The 20211-nt window shown below is 58.2% G+C and carries 19 protein-coding genes; 2 read left to right on the forward strand and 17 right to left on the reverse strand.

The genetic code is table 11. The features are described from left to right. Nucleotides 1–203: 203 nt before the first annotated feature. From K3762_RS11100 to K3762_RS11175, 16 genes are all read right to left on the reverse strand, one after another. Nucleotides 204–968, reverse strand: a complete 765-nt coding sequence (locus tag K3762_RS11100) for an SDR family NAD(P)-dependent oxidoreductase (protein WP_132443258.1) — start codon at nt 966–968, stop codon at nt 204–206. 25 nt (nt 969–993) lie between these two features. Beyond that, nucleotides 994–2325 (reverse strand): histidinol dehydrogenase, encoded by a 1332-nt coding sequence (gene hisD, locus K3762_RS11105; protein WP_132443257.1) that lies wholly within the window; start codon nt 2323–2325, stop codon nt 994–996. Nucleotides 2326–2430: 105 nt separating this feature from the next. Next, the gene (locus K3762_RS11110; RefSeq protein ID WP_120351251.1) at nt 2431–3195 is read right to left on the reverse strand and encodes an HpcH/HpaI aldolase/citrate lyase family protein; all 765 of its coding nucleotides are present in this window, start codon (nt 3193–3195) and stop codon (nt 2431–2433) included. 21 nt (nt 3196–3216) lie between these two features. Beyond that, complete coding sequence (locus K3762_RS11115; protein ID WP_260009483.1) at nt 3217–5121, reverse strand: TRAP transporter fused permease subunit; 1905 nt, start codon at nt 5119–5121, stop codon at nt 3217–3219. 66 nt (nt 5122–5187) lie between these two features. Then, complete coding sequence (locus tag K3762_RS11120) at nt 5188–6156, reverse strand: TAXI family TRAP transporter solute-binding subunit (RefSeq protein WP_120351253.1); 969 nt, start codon at nt 6154–6156, stop codon at nt 5188–5190. Nucleotides 6157–6267: 111 nt separating this feature from the next. After that, nucleotides 6268–7248: a LacI family DNA-binding transcriptional regulator gene (locus tag K3762_RS11125; RefSeq protein ID WP_260009484.1), complete on the reverse strand. Its 981-nt coding sequence runs from the start codon at nt 7246–7248 to the stop codon at nt 6268–6270. Nucleotides 7249–7316: 68 nt separating this feature from the next. Next, entirely contained in the window at nt 7317–8021 is a 705-nt protein-coding gene (locus tag K3762_RS11130) for an alpha/beta fold hydrolase (RefSeq protein WP_260009485.1), read from the reverse strand. Next, nucleotides 8014–8982: a cupin domain-containing protein gene (locus K3762_RS11135; RefSeq protein ID WP_260009486.1), complete on the reverse strand. Its 969-nt coding sequence runs from the start codon at nt 8980–8982 to the stop codon at nt 8014–8016. Before K3762_RS11135 ends, K3762_RS11130 begins: the two co-directional genes overlap by 8 nt. A gap of 79 nt (nt 8983–9061) precedes the next feature. Further along, on the reverse strand, nt 9062–10030 hold the full coding sequence (locus K3762_RS11140; RefSeq protein WP_120351256.1) for a nuclear transport factor 2 family protein: 969 nt from the start codon (nt 10028–10030) through the stop codon (nt 9062–9064). Beyond that, nucleotides 10030–11046 (reverse strand): LacI family DNA-binding transcriptional regulator, encoded by a 1017-nt coding sequence (locus K3762_RS11145; protein WP_120351257.1) that lies wholly within the window; start codon nt 11044–11046, stop codon nt 10030–10032. The genes K3762_RS11140 and K3762_RS11145 overlap by 1 nt, the downstream gene beginning before the upstream one ends. A gap of 62 nt (nt 11047–11108) precedes the next feature. After that, nucleotides 11109–12113, reverse strand: coding sequence for an ester cyclase (locus K3762_RS11150; RefSeq protein WP_260012808.1), 1005 nt, complete (start codon nt 12111–12113; stop codon nt 11109–11111). Nucleotides 12114–12144: 31 nt separating this feature from the next. Continuing rightward, nucleotides 12145–12684, reverse strand: coding sequence for an ester cyclase (locus tag K3762_RS11155; protein ID WP_260009487.1), 540 nt, complete (start codon nt 12682–12684; stop codon nt 12145–12147). Between the two features lie 128 nt (nt 12685–12812). Beyond that, nucleotides 12813–13970, reverse strand: a complete 1158-nt coding sequence (locus tag K3762_RS11160; protein WP_120351260.1) for a carbohydrate ABC transporter permease — start codon at nt 13968–13970, stop codon at nt 12813–12815. Nucleotide 13971: 1 nt separating this feature from the next. Then, entirely contained in the window at nt 13972–14994 is a 1023-nt protein-coding gene (locus K3762_RS11165; RefSeq protein WP_132443252.1) for a carbohydrate ABC transporter permease, read from the reverse strand. A gap of 145 nt (nt 14995–15139) precedes the next feature. Further along, on the reverse strand, nt 15140–16363 hold the full coding sequence (locus tag K3762_RS11170) for an ABC transporter substrate-binding protein (RefSeq protein ID WP_120351262.1): 1224 nt from the start codon (nt 16361–16363) through the stop codon (nt 15140–15142). Nucleotides 16364–16417: 54 nt separating this feature from the next. Beyond that, entirely contained in the window at nt 16418–17473 is a 1056-nt protein-coding gene (locus K3762_RS11175) for an ABC transporter ATP-binding protein (RefSeq protein WP_132443251.1), read from the reverse strand. 148 nt (nt 17474–17621) lie between these two features. Here K3762_RS11175 and K3762_RS11180 point away from each other — a divergent pair, with 148 nt between their 5' ends. Next, nucleotides 17622–18632, forward strand: coding sequence for a nuclear transport factor 2 family protein (locus K3762_RS11180; protein ID WP_132443250.1), 1011 nt, complete (start codon nt 17622–17624; stop codon nt 18630–18632). 719 nt (nt 18633–19351) lie between these two features. Here the strand turns inward: K3762_RS11180 and K3762_RS11185 are convergent. Next, a complete protein-coding gene (locus K3762_RS11185; RefSeq protein ID WP_132443249.1) occupies nt 19352–19783 on the reverse strand; it encodes a hypothetical protein in 432 nt (143 codons plus the stop codon). 185 nt (nt 19784–19968) lie between these two features. On the opposite strand from K3762_RS11185, the gene K3762_RS11190 reads away from it, so the two are divergent. After that, nucleotides 19969–20187: a hypothetical protein gene (locus tag K3762_RS11190; RefSeq protein WP_132443248.1), complete on the forward strand. Its 219-nt coding sequence runs from the start codon at nt 19969–19971 to the stop codon at nt 20185–20187. Nucleotides 20188–20211 lie beyond the last annotated feature (24 nt).

A 20211-nucleotide genomic window follows, 5' to 3' on the forward strand; every position in this document is an offset into this window, starting at 1 on the left:
CGCTAAATCAACAACTTGAGACCAGACGGCTCACAGCTCAATGCACTAATCTTAGCGCGTTGTGTGAGTAAAAGTGGGCGGAGATTACACTTGCGCCTTGATCACGGCTAACGCCAACTACGTCAATTGATCAAATACTTTCAGCGATGACAAACCAAAGAGAACACGTGCAATCTGGCGCTTCCATTAGGTCGACCTAATCCCTATTCAGCGGTCCAACCGCCGTCGACTAACAATGCCGTGCCTGTCACCATCGCCGATGCATCGCTGGCCAGATAAACCACCGCCCCCATGATATCTTCAATCTCGCCGACCCGGCCAAGTTTGATTTTATCTACTATCCACGCCCGGCGCGCCGGGTCTGACAGGGTTTGCTCACCTAGCGGTGTGCGGATGAAGGTGGGGCAAAGCGTGTTGATGCGCACAGATTTCGGGCCCCATTCGATTGCCATTGCCTTCACCATTCCTTCCAGAGCGTGTTTCGACGCGCAGTAGACGCCTCGGTCGATGCCTCCGACATGTCCCATCTGGCTGCCTACATGGATGATCGAGCCGGGACGGCCTGCCGCGATCATCTGCTCAGCGGCTGCCGATGATAGGAAGTAGGCGGCCCGGAGATTGACGTTCATTACAGCATCAAAATCCTCGGGCGTGGTTTCCAAGGCAGGACCGTGGCGTGCCATCCCAGCGGAGTTCACCACAATGTCAAAGGCTCCGAGCGAGGAGAGCGCCGTGCGGGTCGCCTCCACGTCCGCGATATCGAGCCTCTGAGTTTCACAGCTCAAACCCTCTGCCTCCATCGCCGCCTGCAAGTCCTTCAGAGGTGCAGCGCTGCGCGCCGCGCAGACCACATGTGCCCCTGCCCTTGCCAGAGCGGTTGCAGCCCCCAATCCGATACCTGACGTTGCACCAGTTACGATTGCGCGTTTGCCTGAAAGGTCAAAACCGGCGAAGGACGGAAGTTGCATTGTGGTCTCCTCAGACAGTTGCAGGCTATTCCGCCGCTTCGTGGTGGGCCGCGGCTTCACCGTATGGAACGTTTTCACCGCCGTAGCGGCGCACGCGTACATTGCATTGCTCCGCGTGTCCGACAAAGCCCTCCAACATGCACAGGCGCGAACCATAGGCACCTACAAGTGCGGCGGCCTCGTCTGTGGTGACCTTCTGATAGGAGTGGGTCTTGAGGAACTTGCCAACCCAGAGCCCGCCCGTATAGCGCCCCGCCTTATGTGTTGGCAGCGTGTGGTTTGTACCGATCACCTTATCGCCATTGGCTACATTCGTCCGCGGCCCGAGGAACAGCGCCCCATAGCAGGTCATGTTTTCAAGGAACCAATCATCGCGGTCGGTCATCACCTGCACATGCTCCGAGGCGATATCATCGGCGACCTTTAGCATTTCCTCATAGGTATCGCAGACGATCACTTCGCCGTATTCATCCCAACTGATTTTTGCCGTGCCCGCAGTCGGCAGGATCTTTAGCAAGCGATCAATCTCGGCCAGCGTGTCCTCAGCCAATTTACGTGAATTGGTCAGCAACACGGCCGGAGAATTATAGCCGTGCTCGGCTTGGCCCAGCAGATCGGTCGCGCAAAGCTCGGCGTCGGCCGCCGTCTCATCCGCGATGACCATTGTTTCGGTCGGCCCAGCAAAGAGATCGATCCCCACACGCCCGTAAAGCTGGCGCTTGGCCTCAGCGACAAAGGCATTTCCGGGACCAACCAACATATGAACCGGCTCGATTGTTTCGGTCCCAAGCGCCATGGCACCAACGGCCTGAATGCCGCCCATCACATAGATCTCGTCAGCACCACCCAAGTGCATAGCTGCAATAACGGCGGGGTTCGGCTTGCCATTAAAGGGAGGTGTGCAAGCCACAATGCGCGGCACCTCTGCCACCTTAGCTGTCGCAACGGACATATGCGCGCTGGCCACCATCGGGAACTTGCCCCCGGGTACATAGCAGCCGACAGATTGAACGGGGATATTCTTGTGCCCCAGAATGACCCCCGGCAGCGTTTCGACCTCGATATCAGTCATGGAGGCGCGTTGGGCGCGGGCGAAGTTTACCACCTGCTCTTGCGCGAATTTAATGTCTTCCAACTCGCGGTCGCTCAACTGTGCGATCAGGTCGTCGATTTCCTGCTGGCTCAGCCGGAACGACGCGGGGCTGTAATTGTCGAACTTCTCGCTTAGCTCGCGCACAGCAGCATCGCCGCGGGCCTCAATAGATTGGAGTGTTGTTTCGACGACTGCGCGAGTTTTGGCGTCATCGTCAGCGCGGGCAGCATCGGACTTGCCCTTTTTTAGGAAGGTAATGGTCATGAGAGGGTCCTTTGATCAGGCTCAAGCGAGGTTGGCTCATGTCTAAGCCGCACACCACCCGTTGCAATATTTTCTGCAAACATTGAAATTATTTCACACGCTCTTTTAGTCAGAGGGCCTTTGCCGAAACTTCTGCACAAGTGAGGCTCCGCCGAGTTGCATCAGCGTGTGTTCCGAGCCGACTACAAAGAATGACCCTCCAGCGGCGCGATGTCCCTCCAAAGGTTCCGTCGGCGCACAGTAAAGGCCAGTCGCCGCGCCCTTTGCCGAAAGAATATCGCGCGTCATCCCGGCCACTTCGGGCGCAAAGAAATCTGACAACCCGTGAGACACCGCCAAATCCGCCCGCCCGATGAAGAGCGCGTCGACCCCATCAACATCCGCAATTTCTGCGTGATTAATTACGCCGTCGGGGTCTTCGATCTGACAGATCAAGGCAACTTCATCGCGCGCCTTGGTAAGGTGCTCCTTAAGGCTGCGCCCCGCGTAATCCGCCGCCCGCGAAGTGCCCGCAAAACCGCGCCCGCCGGGGCCGTAGCTTACGGCACGCACGAGGTCTCTTGCCTGCGCAGCCGTCTCGACATGGGGTACCATCACACCGGCCGCGCCGCCGTCCAATACGTTGAGCACCCAATCCGGCGTGGCGACGGGCACCCGAACCACAATCGGACAACCCTCGGCCCGGCCCGCCATTGTCATGACATCGACACTGCCCCGATCAAACGGGGCGTGTTCGGCATCTACCACCAGAAAATCGAAACCCGCACGGGCCATAATCTCTATGACGATCGGATGGGGCGTTTTGATAAAGGCGCCCAACATAGGCTCGCGCGCTTCGAGTCGCGCTTTGAATTCAGCATTCGTCATCATTTTATCATTCCCTTTCAGCACTCAGGCCGTTTGCAACTCAACTGCGTCATGTGCGTCTGTCACCCTGCGGGAGAAGACAACTAACACGCCGAACACCACAACTGCGGCCAAGGTGGCGGGCCAAGGCGGCATCAGCGCAAGCCCTATCGGCACGGCCCAAAGCAGGCGCGAAATGCCGCCCCATGGCAGCCGTGCGCCACCCAACAGATGCGCCACGCCGAGAGCAAAGATTCCCCCTGACAGCACGGCGCGCAGAATGTCGCCCGACTCGCCGCCGCCTAACATGCCGGGATAGGCGATGAAGAGCATGGGCAGGGCATAGGCCGTGGCTCCAAGGCGCAGCGTCTCGCCTGCCACCTTCATCCAAGGTGCTTGCGCAATTGTCGCTGCGACAAAGACACCGAGGCAGACCGGCGGCGTAATGACCGACAGCGCGGCGTAGTAGAGCACGAACATATGCACAACGAGCGGATCGATCCCTTGCTGGATCAGCGCCGGGGCGAAAACCGCAGCGACCATGACATAGGCGGCTGAGGTTGGCAGGCCCATGCCCGCAATCAAACAGACAATCGCCATAAGCCCCGCGATGAGCCAGATCTCCCCCTGCCCGATTGCCAGCACGGCTGACGTAACTGCCACGCCGAAACCGGTGAGGTTGATCATGGCCACGAACACCTGCGCCCCGACCAGAAGAATACCGACGATGACCACGCCTTTGCCACCCGCTTCCAGTGCGCGAAGGATGATGCCAAACACTGCACGTGGGTCTTCACCGCTGGAAATTCGTGCGACAAGGACAGCCACCAACATGGCGATCATCCCGTAGCAGGCCGTCAATTCGACCGAATTGCCATTGAAGACGCCAAACCCCAACCCCAACAGCGCTGCGGCGATTGGAGCGAGTCGCGCAAAGGTCATGGCTCCGCGCCAGTCTGGCAGGTCTTCGGCAGTCACCGGGCGAAAGCCCTGACGGCGGGCGATGACGTGAACAGTCGAATAGATGCCAAGGTAGAACAGCAGCGCAGGAACGACGCCAGCCAGCGCGATGGACCAGTAATTCACGCCCACAAGCTCTGCCATGACGAATGCGGCAGTACCCATGATCGGGGGCGCTAACTGTCCACCAGTTGAAGCGATAGCCTCTACCGCGCCAGCATAAGCAGGCGGATATTTCAAACGCTTCATCAGCGGGATCGTGAAGTTGCCCGTCGTTGCGACATTGGCCACCGTAGACCCGTTGATCGCGCCAAAGAACCCTGACGCGAATGTTGCGATTTTGGCGGCACCTCCGGGACGGGAGCCGCCCAAACGGGCCGAAAGGTCAAAGAAAGTCTCGCCCGCCCCGGTGTGCAACAGGATCGCACCGAACAGCACAAACGCCGCGAGCGTAGTTGATGCCACATTGACCAGCATCCCCCAAAGGCCACGGTCAGACAGGAAGATGATTTCTGTGAGATAGCCTGCGTCAAAGCCACGGTGCCCAAACTGGCCGGGGATCAGATAGCCGAAGAACGCATAGGTAACGGCGGCGATGACAATCAGGGGAAAGACCCAATTGGAACTGCGGCGTGCCAGCTCAAGCACGCAGGCCAGTGTGCCGAACCCCATGACCATGTCCCAACCATTGGCCCAAGGCAGATCGTTCATAATAGTTTCGTAGTTGGCGATGATATAAACGCCTGAAACCGTGACCATGCCTACAATTGCCGCATCGATTACGATACCAAGTGGGCGCAGGCGGCTGCCTTCGAAAAGCGGATGCATCAGCACGGCCAAAGCCGTGATCGTCATCACAAAGATCGCGCGCTGCACGAGCGATTCAAACGGCCCATTGAAAGAGGTGTAGAACACGAACACCCCCAGAAGCACGGCAAGTGCGGCGATGGCTGTCTGTCGGAAATTGGCGAACATCGGGGGAATGGGCATCACGGCACCTTGGCACAAACGGAAAATGAGGGGCGACACGCGCCGCCCCTGCTGAAAGATGGACTGTTACTTGAGGCGGTCCGGCACGGTCAGGCCGATTTCCTCATAGTAGCGGATTGCCCCCGGGTGCAGCGGGCTGGTCGCGTATTGCAGTGTCAGCTCCGGCAAATTGAGCCCCTTTACCGTCGGGAAGGCCGCGGATTGCTCTTCCATATTCTCCATCACAGCCTTGGTAAGGTCATAGGCCGTTTGGTCGTCCATATTGGGTCGTGCAGAGACACCGATCATGAAGCCCCAGACCTTGTAAGGGCCAGAGTTCTCCATATCGCCGCCCGGCATATCCACGATGGAGAGCTCCGGCAGCGCTTCGCGGATCTTGGCTTCCTGCTCGCCGTCGATGCCAAGCGCCGTCAGGGGCGTAAAGGCCGCGATGTCGGTTGTAAGTGCGTCAAAGGAGGTGCCGACGGCGCTTTTCACGAAGCCTTCGGAACGGTCGTCCTTGATTGCGTTGGCCTGCTCGCTGTTGGTGCCCCGCACCCAATCGGGAGATATTTCCAGCAGGTCAAACACAGCCAGCGCCGTGGCTTCGGTCGAAGACCCCCGCATGCCTGGCCCGAACTTCTTACCGTCGATGTCTGAAAGCTTTTCGATGCCGGAATCGCGGCGAACGACTGCGTTTTGCGGTGCAAGCGAATAGGCCCAGAGCAGTTTGGACTCGATCGGATTGCCATCGAAGCTCTTGATGCCATTGTAGGCGTGATAAAGCGTCGAGGTGGTGATCAGCCCGATATCAAGCTGGTCGCGCGCCATGCGCTTGAGGTTGTCGACCGTCGCACCGGTTTCCACAACCGAAGCCTGATAGGCATCTGGGTATGCGCCGTTCACAATCTTTGCGAGCGAGGCGAAATAGGCGTAATGCGCGCTCTGCGAGTTGGTGGCACCAAAAGCGAGCCGAGTTTCGGCTTGGGCGGGCAGTGCCAGCGCCAGTCCGGTGACGGACAGTGCAGCGGCGGCAGCGAAAGTGCGTAGTTTCATGGGTATCCTCCAAATATCATGAAACGATCCCGAAAGGGACGTTCGAGGTGGAGGTTAGCCACAGTGCATTGCGGCTATGCAATTGCAGTCTGTGTTAATGAAATATTTTCACTACCCACTTTGCCGTTCTTGCAGTTCAGCGGGCAGCACGCGGATGTCACCTGTCTCCAGATAACTACTCGCGTCCATAATGATATCGACTGCCTGATCCAGCATACGGCGCAGCGGTTGGCGCATCGTCGTCAGGCGGTAGGACTCCCACGCCGCCATCGGAATGTCATCAAACCCGATCACCGCGATATCGGCAGGAACGGAAACTCCATTCATCCGTGCGGCGTCAAGCGTGGCGATTGCCATAATGTCATTGGCGCAGAACACCGCGTCAGGCATGGGGCGCAGAGCCAGCAATTCCTGCGCAGCGGCATAGGCCTGCCGGTAACTGAACCCTCCGTCGAATTGCACAGCAATTTCCCGGCCTGCGTCCTCTAACTGGTCGCGAAATCCGCGCATGCGTTCAAGATGTGTCGAGGTATCGCGCCGGCCGCCAATAAAGGCGATGCGTTGCCGCCCCCCGTCGAGGAACCGTCGCGCAATGGTGCGCGCACCGCCGTAGTTGTCACAACAGACCGCCATCATAGTGCTATCTGTCTGAACCCGATTCAACAAAACAGCCGGGATCCCGTTTTCTCGACAGGCCCGCGCGAGCTTAGATGTAATTGTAGAACTGGCGAGGATCACACCCCTGGTCCGGAAATCGATAACCTGCCGGATCATAGAATCCACATCCTCAGCCGCAGGCACGACATGCATGATCGCCTTCAATCCACGGTCAGGCAACATGCGGGTCAATTCGTCGATCGCAATCGGGTAAAACGGGTTGCGCATTTCGCTGACGACCATGGAGATCGTGTTGCTGGAATGTCTGGCCAGCACCTGATCCACTTTGCTGACATAACCAAGTGCGGTTGCAGCGGCGAAAATCGCCTTGCGTTTTTCCTCAGCAATCGGCGCGCTGCCACGGTAGGCCCGCGACACGGCAGAGACCGAAACGCCCGCACGGGCAGCGACATCCTTGGCAGTGACCTTTTTCATGACTCGGTCTTAACCGACTTTCATCAGCGGTTGAAATTATTTCACGCCATTTGTCGAAGAGATCATCGCTAGACGGCTTTGTACCATTGCTTCAGAGCACCGGTCGTCTCGCCTGGGCATTCCAAGGTCGGCAGATGCCCAGCACCTTCGACGATCCAAAGCGTCGCACGGGGGAGCAACTCTGCCATCAACTCATGTCGCGCAACGGGACACAAAGCGTCGTCACGGCCGCAGAGCACCAATGAAGGGCCGGCGTATGTGCGCAGGGTCTCCTGCTGGTCAGGTCGCTGTTGCAATGCGCGCGACTGCCGCACGAAAACCTCTGCGCCGAGACTGTGCGCCATGTCGCGGCAGAGCCCTTCGATGTCTGGCCGATGCGCTCTGGGTGCAAGGTACCTTGGGATCATTTGCTCGATCATAACCGCGCCAAGCCCGCCCGACATAACACGCTCTATCTGAGGCTCTCGTCCGGCTTTGACCGCTTCCACCTCGGCCAGCGGATTGGTGTCCAGCAGGGCAAGCGCGGCAACCCGCTCTGGTGCCTGCCGCACCACTTCCATTGCAACAATTCCCCCCATGCTAAGACCGGCAAGCGCAAAGCGCGCCGGTGCCCATGCGAGGATATCAGCAGCCAGCGCTTCCACCGTGTCATGGGCGACAATTGAAGCCAGCAATATCGGCACAGTCCCCGACAGCGCGGCAATCTGCGGCCCGAAAAGCCGCGCGTCGCACATCATGCCGGGGATCAGTACAAGCGGCAGTGTCTCAGCCATTGCGCCATGTCTGTCCAGCAGGATCATCAGTTGCGATCACGTGATAGAGCGCCGCTTCGCCGGACATCGAGGGCACCGCGCTGTGCCTGAGATTTTCCGGCACGCTCATCGTGTCACCGGGGGCAAGGGTGGCGCTGCCGCCTTCCCATTCGATGCGCCAGTGCCCTGCTACCGGCATCAAAACCGACGGTTTGTCATGGCTATGCATTTCGGTGCTGGCATTCGCGCGGGTCAGGAAATCGATCTCAAAACCGGGTTTGTCGCGGATGATACCGTTCTCCCCGATCACCTTAACCGGCCCTTCACCAGACAGCGCCACCATATCGAGGTAACGTCGCACGTAGCCGCCCAGCACTTGGGCGGCTGTGGGGCAATCGATCTTTGCAAGTTCGTCCTGCGTCAGCAGCGGCATGGGGTCAACGCCGTCAGGAAGCGTCTCGCCTTTCTTGCTGTCATAAAGCTTGCCGTTTGCGCCAAGGATCAGCCCGTGGTCCTTAGCATCCTCAATAACATGCGGCGCCCAGATCACACCGCCCCCAGCATCGTCGCCGCCGAGGATGGCCATGATCATCCCGTAGTCGGTGCCAATATTTTCGAAACCCCGAAAGATATTGGTGGGGATGTTGAAGATATCGCCCTTTTCAAGAATGACCTCGCCCGCGTCTCCCTTCTCGCCCCAAAAGAACCGCCAGCGGCCTGAGAGAATAAAGAACACCTCTGCTGTGCGGTGGTTGTGCAGCGAGTTGCGACACTTCGGCGGTTGCCCTGCCGCGCCGATATTGAACCCATGCGGTGTCGTGATGTGAACATGCTGGTCCGGGCTTTCCGAGACTCCACCGCCGATGATGGTGAAGTTTTCCTTTTGGTTGCTGCCCGGCGTGTGGGCGTCAATGAAAGCGGTCTTGCAGGGTTGCAGATCGCCGTAACGGACAATGCGGGCTTCCATGTCTGCGGGTGTCATTCTCTTCTCCGATGTATTGCCTCGACTGCCGTTTGGCGCGCGGGCATGAATATTGCGGCTTCCCAAAAACGGTGAATTGTCAGCCGGTTTGCAGGATAATCTGCTTCCACAAGGCGACTTCGTCGTAGAGCGTGTATTCGCGGCGCAGGCCCCAAGGGCCGAACTCAGCGTGGGTCATCCCCATGATATGCACGCGCTTGCCAGTGGGCTGCCCAAAGCTGCCCCAGCCATCATGCGCTCCGTCCAGAGACCAGCGCACGGCCGCACGGGGCGGCATCATCGGATCGTCGCGCCCGATGACGTGGTTTACCTTGAATTCAGCGTTCGGAAAGGACGCGCGCAGTCCCAGCCAATGCTGATCGACCCCGCCATGCGACAGCGCCGTGACGCCACCAGGATATTCGCCCGTTACCGCCCGGTCATACTCCTTGGGTATAACACCGAAGTCGGCCGCCATCATGCGCGTCAGAATATCCGCCAGCTTTGCGCCCCACTCGTTGTCATTGCCGCGCCCCGTATAGGGGCCTGCAATGTCATTTTCCGGCAAGTAAGGTTTTACGCAGGCTTCCGCTCCGCCTTCGCGGGCGATCAGGTCACGCGCAAAATCCGCAGGCTCCCAGCCCAACTGCCGCACGATGGCACCTTGGTCGCGTACCAGCCATTCATCGGTGATCGCATTTTCGCGGGCATAGCAGTCAGCGATAATGCGGTATTTCAACTTCTTGCCAGTGGGCGCGCCATAGACCCCGGCGTTAGCGTGGGTCGCTGTCGACAACAGCCGGTGTGAGCTGAGGAAGCCATCGTCGTTGCCTTCGCACCAGATTACATCCTCGCCATAAAGCGTGCGATCAGGAAATTCTGCCAAGGTCGCCATGGTCGCGGCGACCACATTGTCATTGCCCACGACGATGGACCCAGGAGAACGCACGGGCATTTCCTTGCCATAGTAGTGATCAAGCGTGGCGATGCCGCGGTCTTCCCAAATCTCTTTGGTGATCCCAATGATATAATCGGGGAAGTCCTTCCACTTCTTATCGAAGCCTTTCATTAGCTTTTTCCTTTCTGATTGCGTGTCGAACCGCGCAGGATGAGAGGACCGTCAATGGCCACCCGGCGCGGCGCGGTGTTCGGTTCCCGAATGCAGGTCATCAAAATATTGACCGTTTCATCCACCATTCGATTTACGGGTTGGCGCACAGTCGTGAGGTTGTAAGCAGGCCAAGCGGCGAGCTGAACGTCATCGTACCCCACGACAGAGACGTCTTCGGGCACGCGCAGCCCCAGCTCAAAACGCAACACATCCATGACCGCAAAGGCCATATGATCGTTGGTTACAAAGACCGCATCAGGGATTTCTGTGGCTGTAAACATCTGGCGCGCGGCCTCGCAGGCGGTCTCGTACTTAAACATGCCCTCGCCCCGCGCAAACAATGTCTGCGCACCCTTTGCCAGCCCCATGAGCAGTCCGGTTTCCCGGTCGCGCGTGGTCGAAGCGCCGTCCCATCCCGCGATATGGGCAATCCGCTTGTGCCCGGTCTGCAAAAGATGCTCCGCAACCTTCAGTCCCCCCGCTACGTTGTCAGAGCGCACACAAGACAACCGATCATCGTCTTGCTGGCGGTTAAACATGACGATCGGGATGCCCGCGGCGTCGCAGCGCGCGGTGAGGTTGGAGGACATCGACACCGACGCGGTGATGATCCCGTCGACCTGATAATCCAGCAATTCGTCGATCACCTTGTCAGTGGTTTCAGTGTCGTTTGACGCCATGAAGACCAGCACATGATAGCCTTGGGCCTGAAGCGCATGGGACAGTTTTTCGATAGCTTCGGGATAGAACTGGTTTTCCAGATAAGCCACGACCAACCCGATGATCCGGCTCTTGCCCGTGATGAGGGACCGCGCCAGCACGTTTGGGCGATAGCCAAGCTCTTGCGCCGCTGCGCGCACCTTTTTGGCGGTTTTTTCTGAGACCGACGCGCCCGGCGTGAACACACGGCTGACGGCGGATTGGCTAACGCCTGCCCGTTCTGCCACCTGCAAAGATGTTATCCTGTCAGCCATATGTGGTCCTGTCCTTCTTGCCTTATTTTCCGCCCCCGGTGCTAGAGGCGGCCGTTCTCAAATCAGTTTTCCGGAAGGCGAATTGGCCCTAGGTTGCGCGCCTTATTGAACTCATGCAGCCGCGCAAAAACATCCACGCCCAGTTGTCGATAGGCGTCGAGCAGATCGACCAGCACCCAGTTTTCACGGATCTTTCCCGCCTCGATCCGCCAAAAGTCCAGCGACCGCATGGAGATTTTTTTCCCCGAAGGGGCGATACCCATCCACCCGTCGTCTGACACGGATTGGATCATGTTCGGCCAGCCCGTCACGGCTGCATAGTTGGCTTCGCCGAAGAGGTGGTAGTCGGTCCCGTCCACATGCTGGCCGCGGTCCGGCATCGCCCGCAAGAACGGAATCTGATGCCAGTTGCGAAAGCCATCCACGCCGCGCCCGGTGCCGATCCCCGCAGGGCCGTACCAGTTCATTTTCGGATGCCAGAATCTCTCCATCTGCATAACCTCAGGTCCGCCTTTTGCGGGATGCCTTGTGAGGTGATCGAGCATGTCGGCAATGTGCTGAGTGCTGGCCGCAGCCTGTTGCGCATCATGGGGCGCTTCGATCAGCCCATTTTGCGTTGCAGGGCCGGGCACGCAGAACTCGCGGCCCAAGGAGGGCGCCATGGGCCAAGCTCCCGCCTGCATCATTACCTCTGGAATATCCCAAATTGCCTGAGATTCGACGACCTTGCCTCTCTCAAATCGGTAGAACTCGTGAAAGCGCATATGAGTGAGATGGCCAGTTGGCGGAATGTCGAGCCAAGGCGAGAGGAAGGTACCGAAGTAGTGCCCCCCGCATCCAACCCATTCGGCCCCCTCAGGGGTTTGACCAGCCATAACGATCCAATCGCGCCGCTCCAGATCCGGCCATGCAGCCTGCAACGGGGCAAGGGCTGCATCGCAATATCCATCAGCCCCCGTCAGATCGCCGAAGGGATGACAGTGGTGAAACACCGCATCGGGCGCAACGATATCTGCCAGCGCCTGCTTGGCTACTGCGACATCGCCCTGATGCAGCGCCGCCCGCATTGGGGCGAGCGCGCGTTTGTTGGCAGCGTGCCTATCCACGAGCTGTCTCCGGGCGCGGCGCGACGCGGATGCCGTTGTCAAAGGCCTCCCAGCCTTCCCCGTCAAAGACATCATGCCCGAGTTGCGCCAGAACATCCGGGAAATCCACCATCACCCAATTGTCAGTGATGCGCCCCTCTTCCACCTTCCAGAAATCCATGTAGCGGATCGTCACGCGCTTGCCCGTCGGTTCGATCCCCATAAATTTGCCCGAATGGGTCGCCTCCTGGCGGCCAAAGGCCGCCGCCCATTCGCCCATGAAAAGCCGCGCTTCATCCACGCAGGTCTTGTCGGAAAAGGCCGCCTGAAAGGGCCGCTGCCAGTTTTCCTGAAAGGCTTGCAGCCCCACTTTGGTGCCGCATCCGCGATTGCCCATCCAGCGAAAACTCTCGGCAAAGAACTGGCCGATGTCGTCAATGCGGTGGTCATTTAATCCGTCCACCATGCCTTCGATCACGGCACGGGTTTCGCCTGTCTTACTCAGGTCGGTGTCGCGCGTCAGCACGGCTTGTTCTGGTCTCGAACCCTTCATCGGGTCATCCTTTCATCTTGTCTTAACATGCAGTTAGCGGGGGCAAACGCATATCGTGATGAAATCGCGGGGCAGTCGGTTGAGCGCCGGGTGGCGCATCATTCCGTGGGTGCGAGAATTGCAGGACATCAGCCTTTTACCGCCCCCGCTGTCAGACCGCTGACGATCTGGCGTTGGAACACCATCACCAGCAGAAATAGAGGCGCGGTGATCGACACGGCTGCTGCGACAGCTTCTACCTGATCGGTCGTCGTGGTCTCGCGGTTGAAGTAGCCCGCAATGGCCGGGACCATCGTTTGGTTCTGAGCATCGAGCAGCAGCGAGGTCACGAGGAAGTCGTTGTATCCCAGCAAAAAACTGAACAGCCCCGTGGTAATAACGCCCGGCCACATGACCGGCATAATCACCCGGCGAAACGCTTGGAAATGCGAGCATCCATCGACGCGAGCGGCCTCATCCAACTCGGACGGAATGTTCTGGAAAAAGCTGCGCAGCATCCAGATGGTGAAGGGTTGGTTGATTGCCACCAGCACAGCGATCACGGCATAGGGCTGCCCGTAAAGGGTGGGTGCCGCATCGCCAAAGATCGGGCGCAGGATTTCCGATGAGTTGATAAAGACCGGCAAGTAGCCGGCGACCAGCACCGAATGCGGCAGGGCCCGAAAGATCAACGCCACGATCAGAAGCCAGAAGGCAAGGTTGGAACCAGAGCGCGCCAATCCATAGCCCGCCAATGTGCCGACGGTCAGAGAGATGGTCACGACACCGGCGGTGACGATGATTGAGTTGATGAAATTGCGGTAGAACTGGTTCTCGACCCAGACCGATTTGTAATGCTGTGTCGTAAGGCCGAGCACAGGCTCACCCAAAGGTCCCGAAATGGCATTCAACCCGCTAAGAAGCCAAGGCAGCAGCCCGAAGAACAGCACGATAAAGGCGACTGCAAAGCCGAGCACGGCGATCACCCAGCCCATCACCACGGTCCCCGGACGGGTGAACCGGGTTACCATCTGCGGCAACTCCCGGAAGGCGAAACGGTAAGCGAACCAGAGTACCACAGCACCTAGACTGAGATCGATCAGGCTCAATCCCTCCCCGGCGGCGCGGGTAGCGGGGCCAAAGATCACGTCTAGCGGCTGCGCGGAGAAGGCATCGACCGGGCTTTTGAAACTCATCACCAAGATCCAAAAGATCGGAAAGGCTGCGATGAGGCACCAGAAGATCAGAAAGCTTGCAGAGCTGACACGCAGCGCGAGGGATTGTTGCATTGCCTTGGGGGTGGACATCTCAGTGGCTCCCTTTGTGGTCGCGCCAAGTGCGCTTGAGCGGCAGGATCAGCAGGGCAATGATCCCCACCATGGTCAGCATCGCCGAGGCCGAGGCCCGCGAGATCGAGCGGTTGCCCGAGTCGTCAGGGGTCAGGAAATCGTAGGTCAGCCATTGCAGTGAAATGACGTGGCTCTGGCTGGAGAAAGCGATGATCTCTTCAAAGACACGGTAGCAGTCCATCAGGTGGATCAGCGCGACAAAGACGATAAGCGGCATCAGATGCGGCACGATAACATAGCGCAGACGTTCCCAGCGGTTGGCACCGTCGATAATGGCGCTTTCCAGCGTGTCCTGATTGACGGTCTGCAGCCCGGCATAGAAGATCACAAAGGCAAATGGCGCTACGTGCCAGACCCTGTAGAACATCATCATCAGCTCAATGGTCCAGGCTTGGGCAAACATCGAGATATTGGTGCCAGTCCACCATTCCAGCGCGGCTGTCAGGATACCATCGCCGATAAACAGCCAGCGGATCGACAGCCCGCCGATCACCGGCGTGATGATAAACGGCAGCAATGAGATGAAGATCACGGGCCCGCGGATTTTGCGCACAGCATTGTTGACCGCCAAAGCAATCACCAGACCGACACCGAGCACCAGCGGCAGGGTGATTAAGGTGAAGGTCAGCGTGAAGCGCAGCGCTTTCCAGAAGTCGATGGTCATCAATTCAGACCAGCTGCCCCGGGAAAGCGCGTCCTTGACCCGGCCCAGTTCCAGCACATTGCGGTAGCTTTCGAGCCCGGTAAAATGACTTTCTGTCGCGACCTTGCCGTCCTCGCCGATCACCGGGGTGGTCTTAACCTCTTTGACGCAGACCGGGTTCGGAAAACCCGGCGTGCAGGTCTCCACCTCGGCGCGCTCAAACACCGGCTGGGTGACGTAAAAGCTCTGCGCAAAGACGCTGACCAGCGGCAGGGCAATGAACAAAAACATCATGAACAAAGACGGTCCGACAAACGCTGCAAAGGTTCTGAATTTCATTTGTCCGGCTTTCAGTCAGAGGGTGGCAAGAAGATCGGATCGGGCTTGGCGGGACATCGTAGGGGCGATGTCCGGCAAAACGCGACGCGGAAGAGATGGAAGCGTCGGACGGCGCAGAACTGCACCGCCCGGGCATCGGGCTGGGTTAGTTTGTGATCAATCCAGCTTCACGGGCGGATACGAGATAGTCTTTCTCAATCTCGGCCAATGTGGTCTCGGCGTCGGTCGCGCCGGTTAGGTAATCCGACACGTTGTTGCCGACGGCCGTGTGCATCAGCCCCATGGCAGAGGTCGATGGGTAGGACTTGGGCGCGGGCGAGGTGTTCAGCGTGTCGATCGCACCTTTGGCAAGGCGGTCAGGCTCATATCCCGGCACCAACCAGATGGCCGCACCATTGTTTGCTTTGACCATCTCTGGCGACAGACCCGCGACAATCAACTTGAAGGCTGCTTCGGCTTCTTCGTCGGAGATATTCTTGGCGATGACCATACCGTCCCACCAGATTGTTGTCGCAGGCGCGCCGCCCTCCATCGCCGTGGGGGCTGCGGCGGTATCTACCAGACCAACGACTTGGCTCTCCCCCTCGTCTTCAGCGGCCCCTGCCCGGCTGGCCCAAAGATTCGCCATAGCGATTTTGCCCTGCTGGAACTGCTGCTGAACATAAGTCGAGTCAGAAACAAGATATTCGGGATCAAGGTAAGCGGTGATCGCTTTGAGTGTTTCCAGCGTTTTTACACCCGCTTCGTTGTTGATGGTCGGCAGGTTCTCGGCATCAACAAACTCGCCGCCGTAGCCGTAGAACATGTTGTTGAAATCCTGCGCGAGGTTCCAGCCGGACATCATCGTCGCGCCTAGCGGATAGTCCACCACGCCGGCTTCTTCGATTTTCTCAGCAGCAGCCAACACTTCGTCATAAGTCGTTGGCACTTCGATGCCGAGGTCTTCGAGCACGTCGCGGCGGTACACAAGGTGCTGTGTGTTGACCATCATGGCAATCGCCATGATCTTGCCGTCAACGCGGATCAACTGGTTGGGGGTCAGGTCTTGCCCGTATTTCTCGACCAGATCATCGAGCGGGCGGATCGTACCTTCGTTGAGCAAGGGCGTGACTGTGCCATTCGACACCCCACCAATGTGGTAAAGCGACGGAGAGGCCGCGAAGGCTGCGGGCTGTTTGGTGCGGAACTCTTGATCAAGCTCGGCTTCGAAATTGCCGCATTCAGACATCTGGTCCGTTACGGCCTTCCAAGCCTCAAAACCAGCAGACAACATGCTGATTTTGGTGTCGTTTTCAAAACTACATTCGGCTGTGGCAGCCGTGGCGGCGATGGTCAGCGCGCCGGCGGTGACTATTGATTTCAGATACATTGGTTTTCTCCCGTTGATGAAATGCACCTTTGCGGCGCTTGTCTTGTTCTTGGGCTATGGCCGGTTCAGGCGCCCGCCAGTTTCATGGTCAAACAAATGGCAAATCGCGGCAGGGACGTTAAAGGCCACCGGGTCGCCGATCTGGGCCCGCAATTCCTTGTGTGCCTTGATCGAAACCAATTGACCTCCGGCCCGCACCGTCAGCATTGTGGCGTCCCCAAGCAATTCTATCGTGTAGAGCGGTGCCGCGATTTCCCCAGCAGGCGTCTCGGACACGGTCGCATCCTCGGCCCGAAAACCTAGTATCACCGGCCCGTTCGGCGCGTTCAGCCCTGAAACGGTAACGTTCTTGCCGGTAAAGGTGCCGTTCAGGATTTCCCCATCGAGTAGGTTCATTGCTGGCGAGCCGATAAAGCTCGCGACAAAGGTATTGGCCGGGTTGTCGTATATCTCGGTCGGCGTGCCGACCTGCTGCACCACCCCAGCCTTCATCACCACCACACGGTCGGCCAAAGTCATGGCTTCGATCTGGTCGTGGGTCACATAGACCGTCGTGACTTGCAGCTCGTGGCTAAGATTTTTGATCTGAGCACGCGTCGACACGCGAAGTTTGGCGTCGAGGTTCGACAGGGGCTCATCCATCAAAAACACCGAGGGCTTGCGCACGATTGCCCGTGCCAGAGCAACCCGCTGACGCTGACCGCCTGACAATTCGGCGGGTTTGCGGTGAAGGAAGTCAGTCAGCTCGACCATCTCCGCCGCTTTGCGCACCCGCTCGTCATGTGTTGCCGGATCCGCTTTGCGCACCTTGAGCGGAAAGCGGATGTTCTCATAGACGTTGAGGTGCGGGTAAAGCCCGTAGGACTGGAACACCATCGCCACATCGCGGTCTTTCGGGTCCAGATCGTTGACCATGCGGTCTCCGATATGGATCTCTCCTTCCGTCGCCTCTTCGAGCCCTGCGATCATGCGCATGGTGGTGGTCTTGCCGCAGCCGGATGGCCCGAGAAGCACGAGAAACTCGCGATCCGCGATGGTCAGGTCAAAGTTGTCGACCCCGACAAAACTGCCCCATCGCTTTGAGATATTCTTCAGTTGGATCTCTGCCACGGTCCCTCCTCGGATGCCGCTGTGCGACAAATCTTGCATTGGTATGCAGTAGGGTAGACTTGCCGCATTTCGTTTGGCAACATATTTTTGCAAACGTATGCAAGAATTTCAGTGCGCAGTTTCGCGCCTCTGTGAGTGAGTAGAAGAAATGTCATATATTACAGGGGCAAAGGGCATTGTCCGCGCCTTCCACACCGCATTAGACAGCGCGCCGCTCGATGGAATCACCCAAGCCCTGAGCGACCACTGCAGCAGCAACTATCGCTGGCGCGGTTATCACCCGTTCAACGAACTCACCGGCCCAGCACAGGTCGCTGACACTTTTTGGCGCCCCTTGCGGCGGTCACTTACGCATATGCAAAGGCGCGAAGACATCTTTTTTGCGGGGGTGAATAGCCTTGCCGAGGACAGCTCTGTTTGGGTGGTCTCAATGGGGCATCTGATGGGGCTCTTCGATGAGCCCTGGCTTGAAATCGTGCCAACTCGGAAGATTACCAGCCTAAGATACTGCGAATTTTCGCGCGTAGATCAGGGCCAAATTATCGAAAGTGCTATGTATTTCGACATTCCCCATTTGATGATTCAAGCGGGGCTTGCGCCCTTCCCCGGTCAAACCGGTGCGCATCTTGTCCAACCAGGGCCACAGCCACATAACGGCTTGTTGCTCGACCCACAGAACCCGAATGAAGGCCGGCGAACATTGGACCTTATTAACAGAATGATCAGCGATCTGGGTCAGTGGAACTCAGGCCTCTCATTGCGGGATGAACTGGCGCAAACTTGGGCAGAAGATATGCTTTGGTGGGGCCCAGCGGGGATCGGCGCGACGTACACGATAGACCGTTATATGGAGCAGCACTCTGCGCCGTTCCGGGCAGGCTTTGCGGAACGGTCCAAAACGCAACACGTCTGCCGACTTGCCGAAGGCCACTTTGGCGGTTTCTTTGGGTGGCCCAACTTTACCGCCCGCCCCACGGGCGGGTTCATGGGGTATCCCGGCGGCAGTGAAGCAGGCGAGTTTCGCGTGATAGACATCTATCGTCGCGACCACGACAAACTCGCCGAGAATTGGGTCTTCATAGATCTGCCGCATTTCTGGAAAAGCCAAGGGTACGATATTCTTGGGTCGGCTTTGGGTATGGCACCATCGCGGCAGTAGAACAGTTGCAGTGAAAGGCTGCTCCCGTCCGCATCGCGCTAGCTAGTCACACTGAAGCAGGTGATGTTTCACCGCCATAACTTAGACGCGCAGCAATCGGACCAGCGTGGAGATCGCGAGAGGGCCTCACCTTACGTGCTCCATGGTCTACGCAAACTCGCTATTGTGGAGCTTGCCGAAGCCGGAGCGTGCGATGCTGAGATTCAGGCGGTCACAAGTCAAAGCGCTGAGATGGTCGCATACTATCGGAAGGGCGCCAGTAGGAAATAGCTAAGTCGCGCGGCCCAAGAGTGACGTGGATGACCAACTCCGGAACAGCCGAGTGTGAGTCACGCCATCGGAACCTAAAAACACACACCATAAAAAAACAAAACACCTCATTTTCCATAAGAAAATCAGGTGTTTGTATATTGGTACCCAAGGCCGGACTCGAACCGGCACGCCTCGCGGCGGGGGATTTTGAATTCTCACGAAACTACTATTTCTCAACGCATTGGCGGCGATGACTCCCACAGAAACCGTATGAGAAATAGGGTGGTGTGGGAGTCGAAATTGCCCATCGCACGCGCTGTCCGATTTCCTTTTTAGAGGGTGATCTACAGTTTCAGACCGCGGCGTTCCAAGAACTGCGATTCTGGACTAAAGTTACGAACGGTCTAACACGTCCCGAACTGCGCTGGACGTGCATGATGCCGCTGCCTTCCTGACCAGTCCAGCTCTCATAACTGAGACATGACCGCCGTCTCAGCTGCCAGACGAGCCTCGATCACCTGCAACATATGTTGCACCCGACGAAGGCGGTCGCAACATCGCTGAATGCGTTCACCCCTCTCCGTAAGGATGCGTATGGCGACGACTTCTCCTACATCGCCCTCCTCCGGGTCAATCGACCCGCAAAAGATGTTCCGATGACCCACTGTCTCGCAATCGGTTTCACGCTCCAGCAGCGAAATGATAGGGGTCAATGCCGAGCCGGCTTGGCGGAGATCAATATCCCCGCCCACACTTGCTGCCCAGCCTGCCAATCTGAGCCGATCGTGGGCGCTTGCCGCAAGGTCCGCAGAGGTTATCCGTTCCCCAGCTGTTTTGAGCTCGAAGAGAGCTTTCGCGCAAAGCCTCTCGAGGGGCATTTCCAGAAAGTGTTTATGCATGACCATTTTCTCCAGTCTTCGCGCAGCACCATGCTACGCTTCAAGCTCCCCGGCACGGATCGCCGGGGATTAGGTCATGCGCGCCTTGTCAGCATATTGCCGATATCGCTTGGTCCCCGATCGGGGCCAATTCTCTGCAGTAGAATTTCGAGCTGGACGGCCATCTGGTTGATGGCCTCCAGATCATGATCGTTCAGGCACTCAGGCCGACGCTCGTCTGCCTTCGCCAAGGTCAGCAGCTCCTGGAAGCGCTTGAACTCAGACCGCATAGGGCGCGTCAGCCTTTGCGCCTGCGCAACATCACAAAACAACTGAAGGCAATTTCGATGGGCGCGCGGTCCGCCCGCTGCCGCGACCGCGCCAAGCAGCGAATGCCCATTCTGTTGATTGTCACCGAGAACTGACCCGGCATTTTCACCGAGACTTGA

This window comes from Sulfitobacter sp. W074 (assembly GCF_025142275.1).
Classification (GTDB): Bacteria; Pseudomonadota; Alphaproteobacteria; order Rhodobacterales; family Rhodobacteraceae; genus Sulfitobacter; species Sulfitobacter profundi.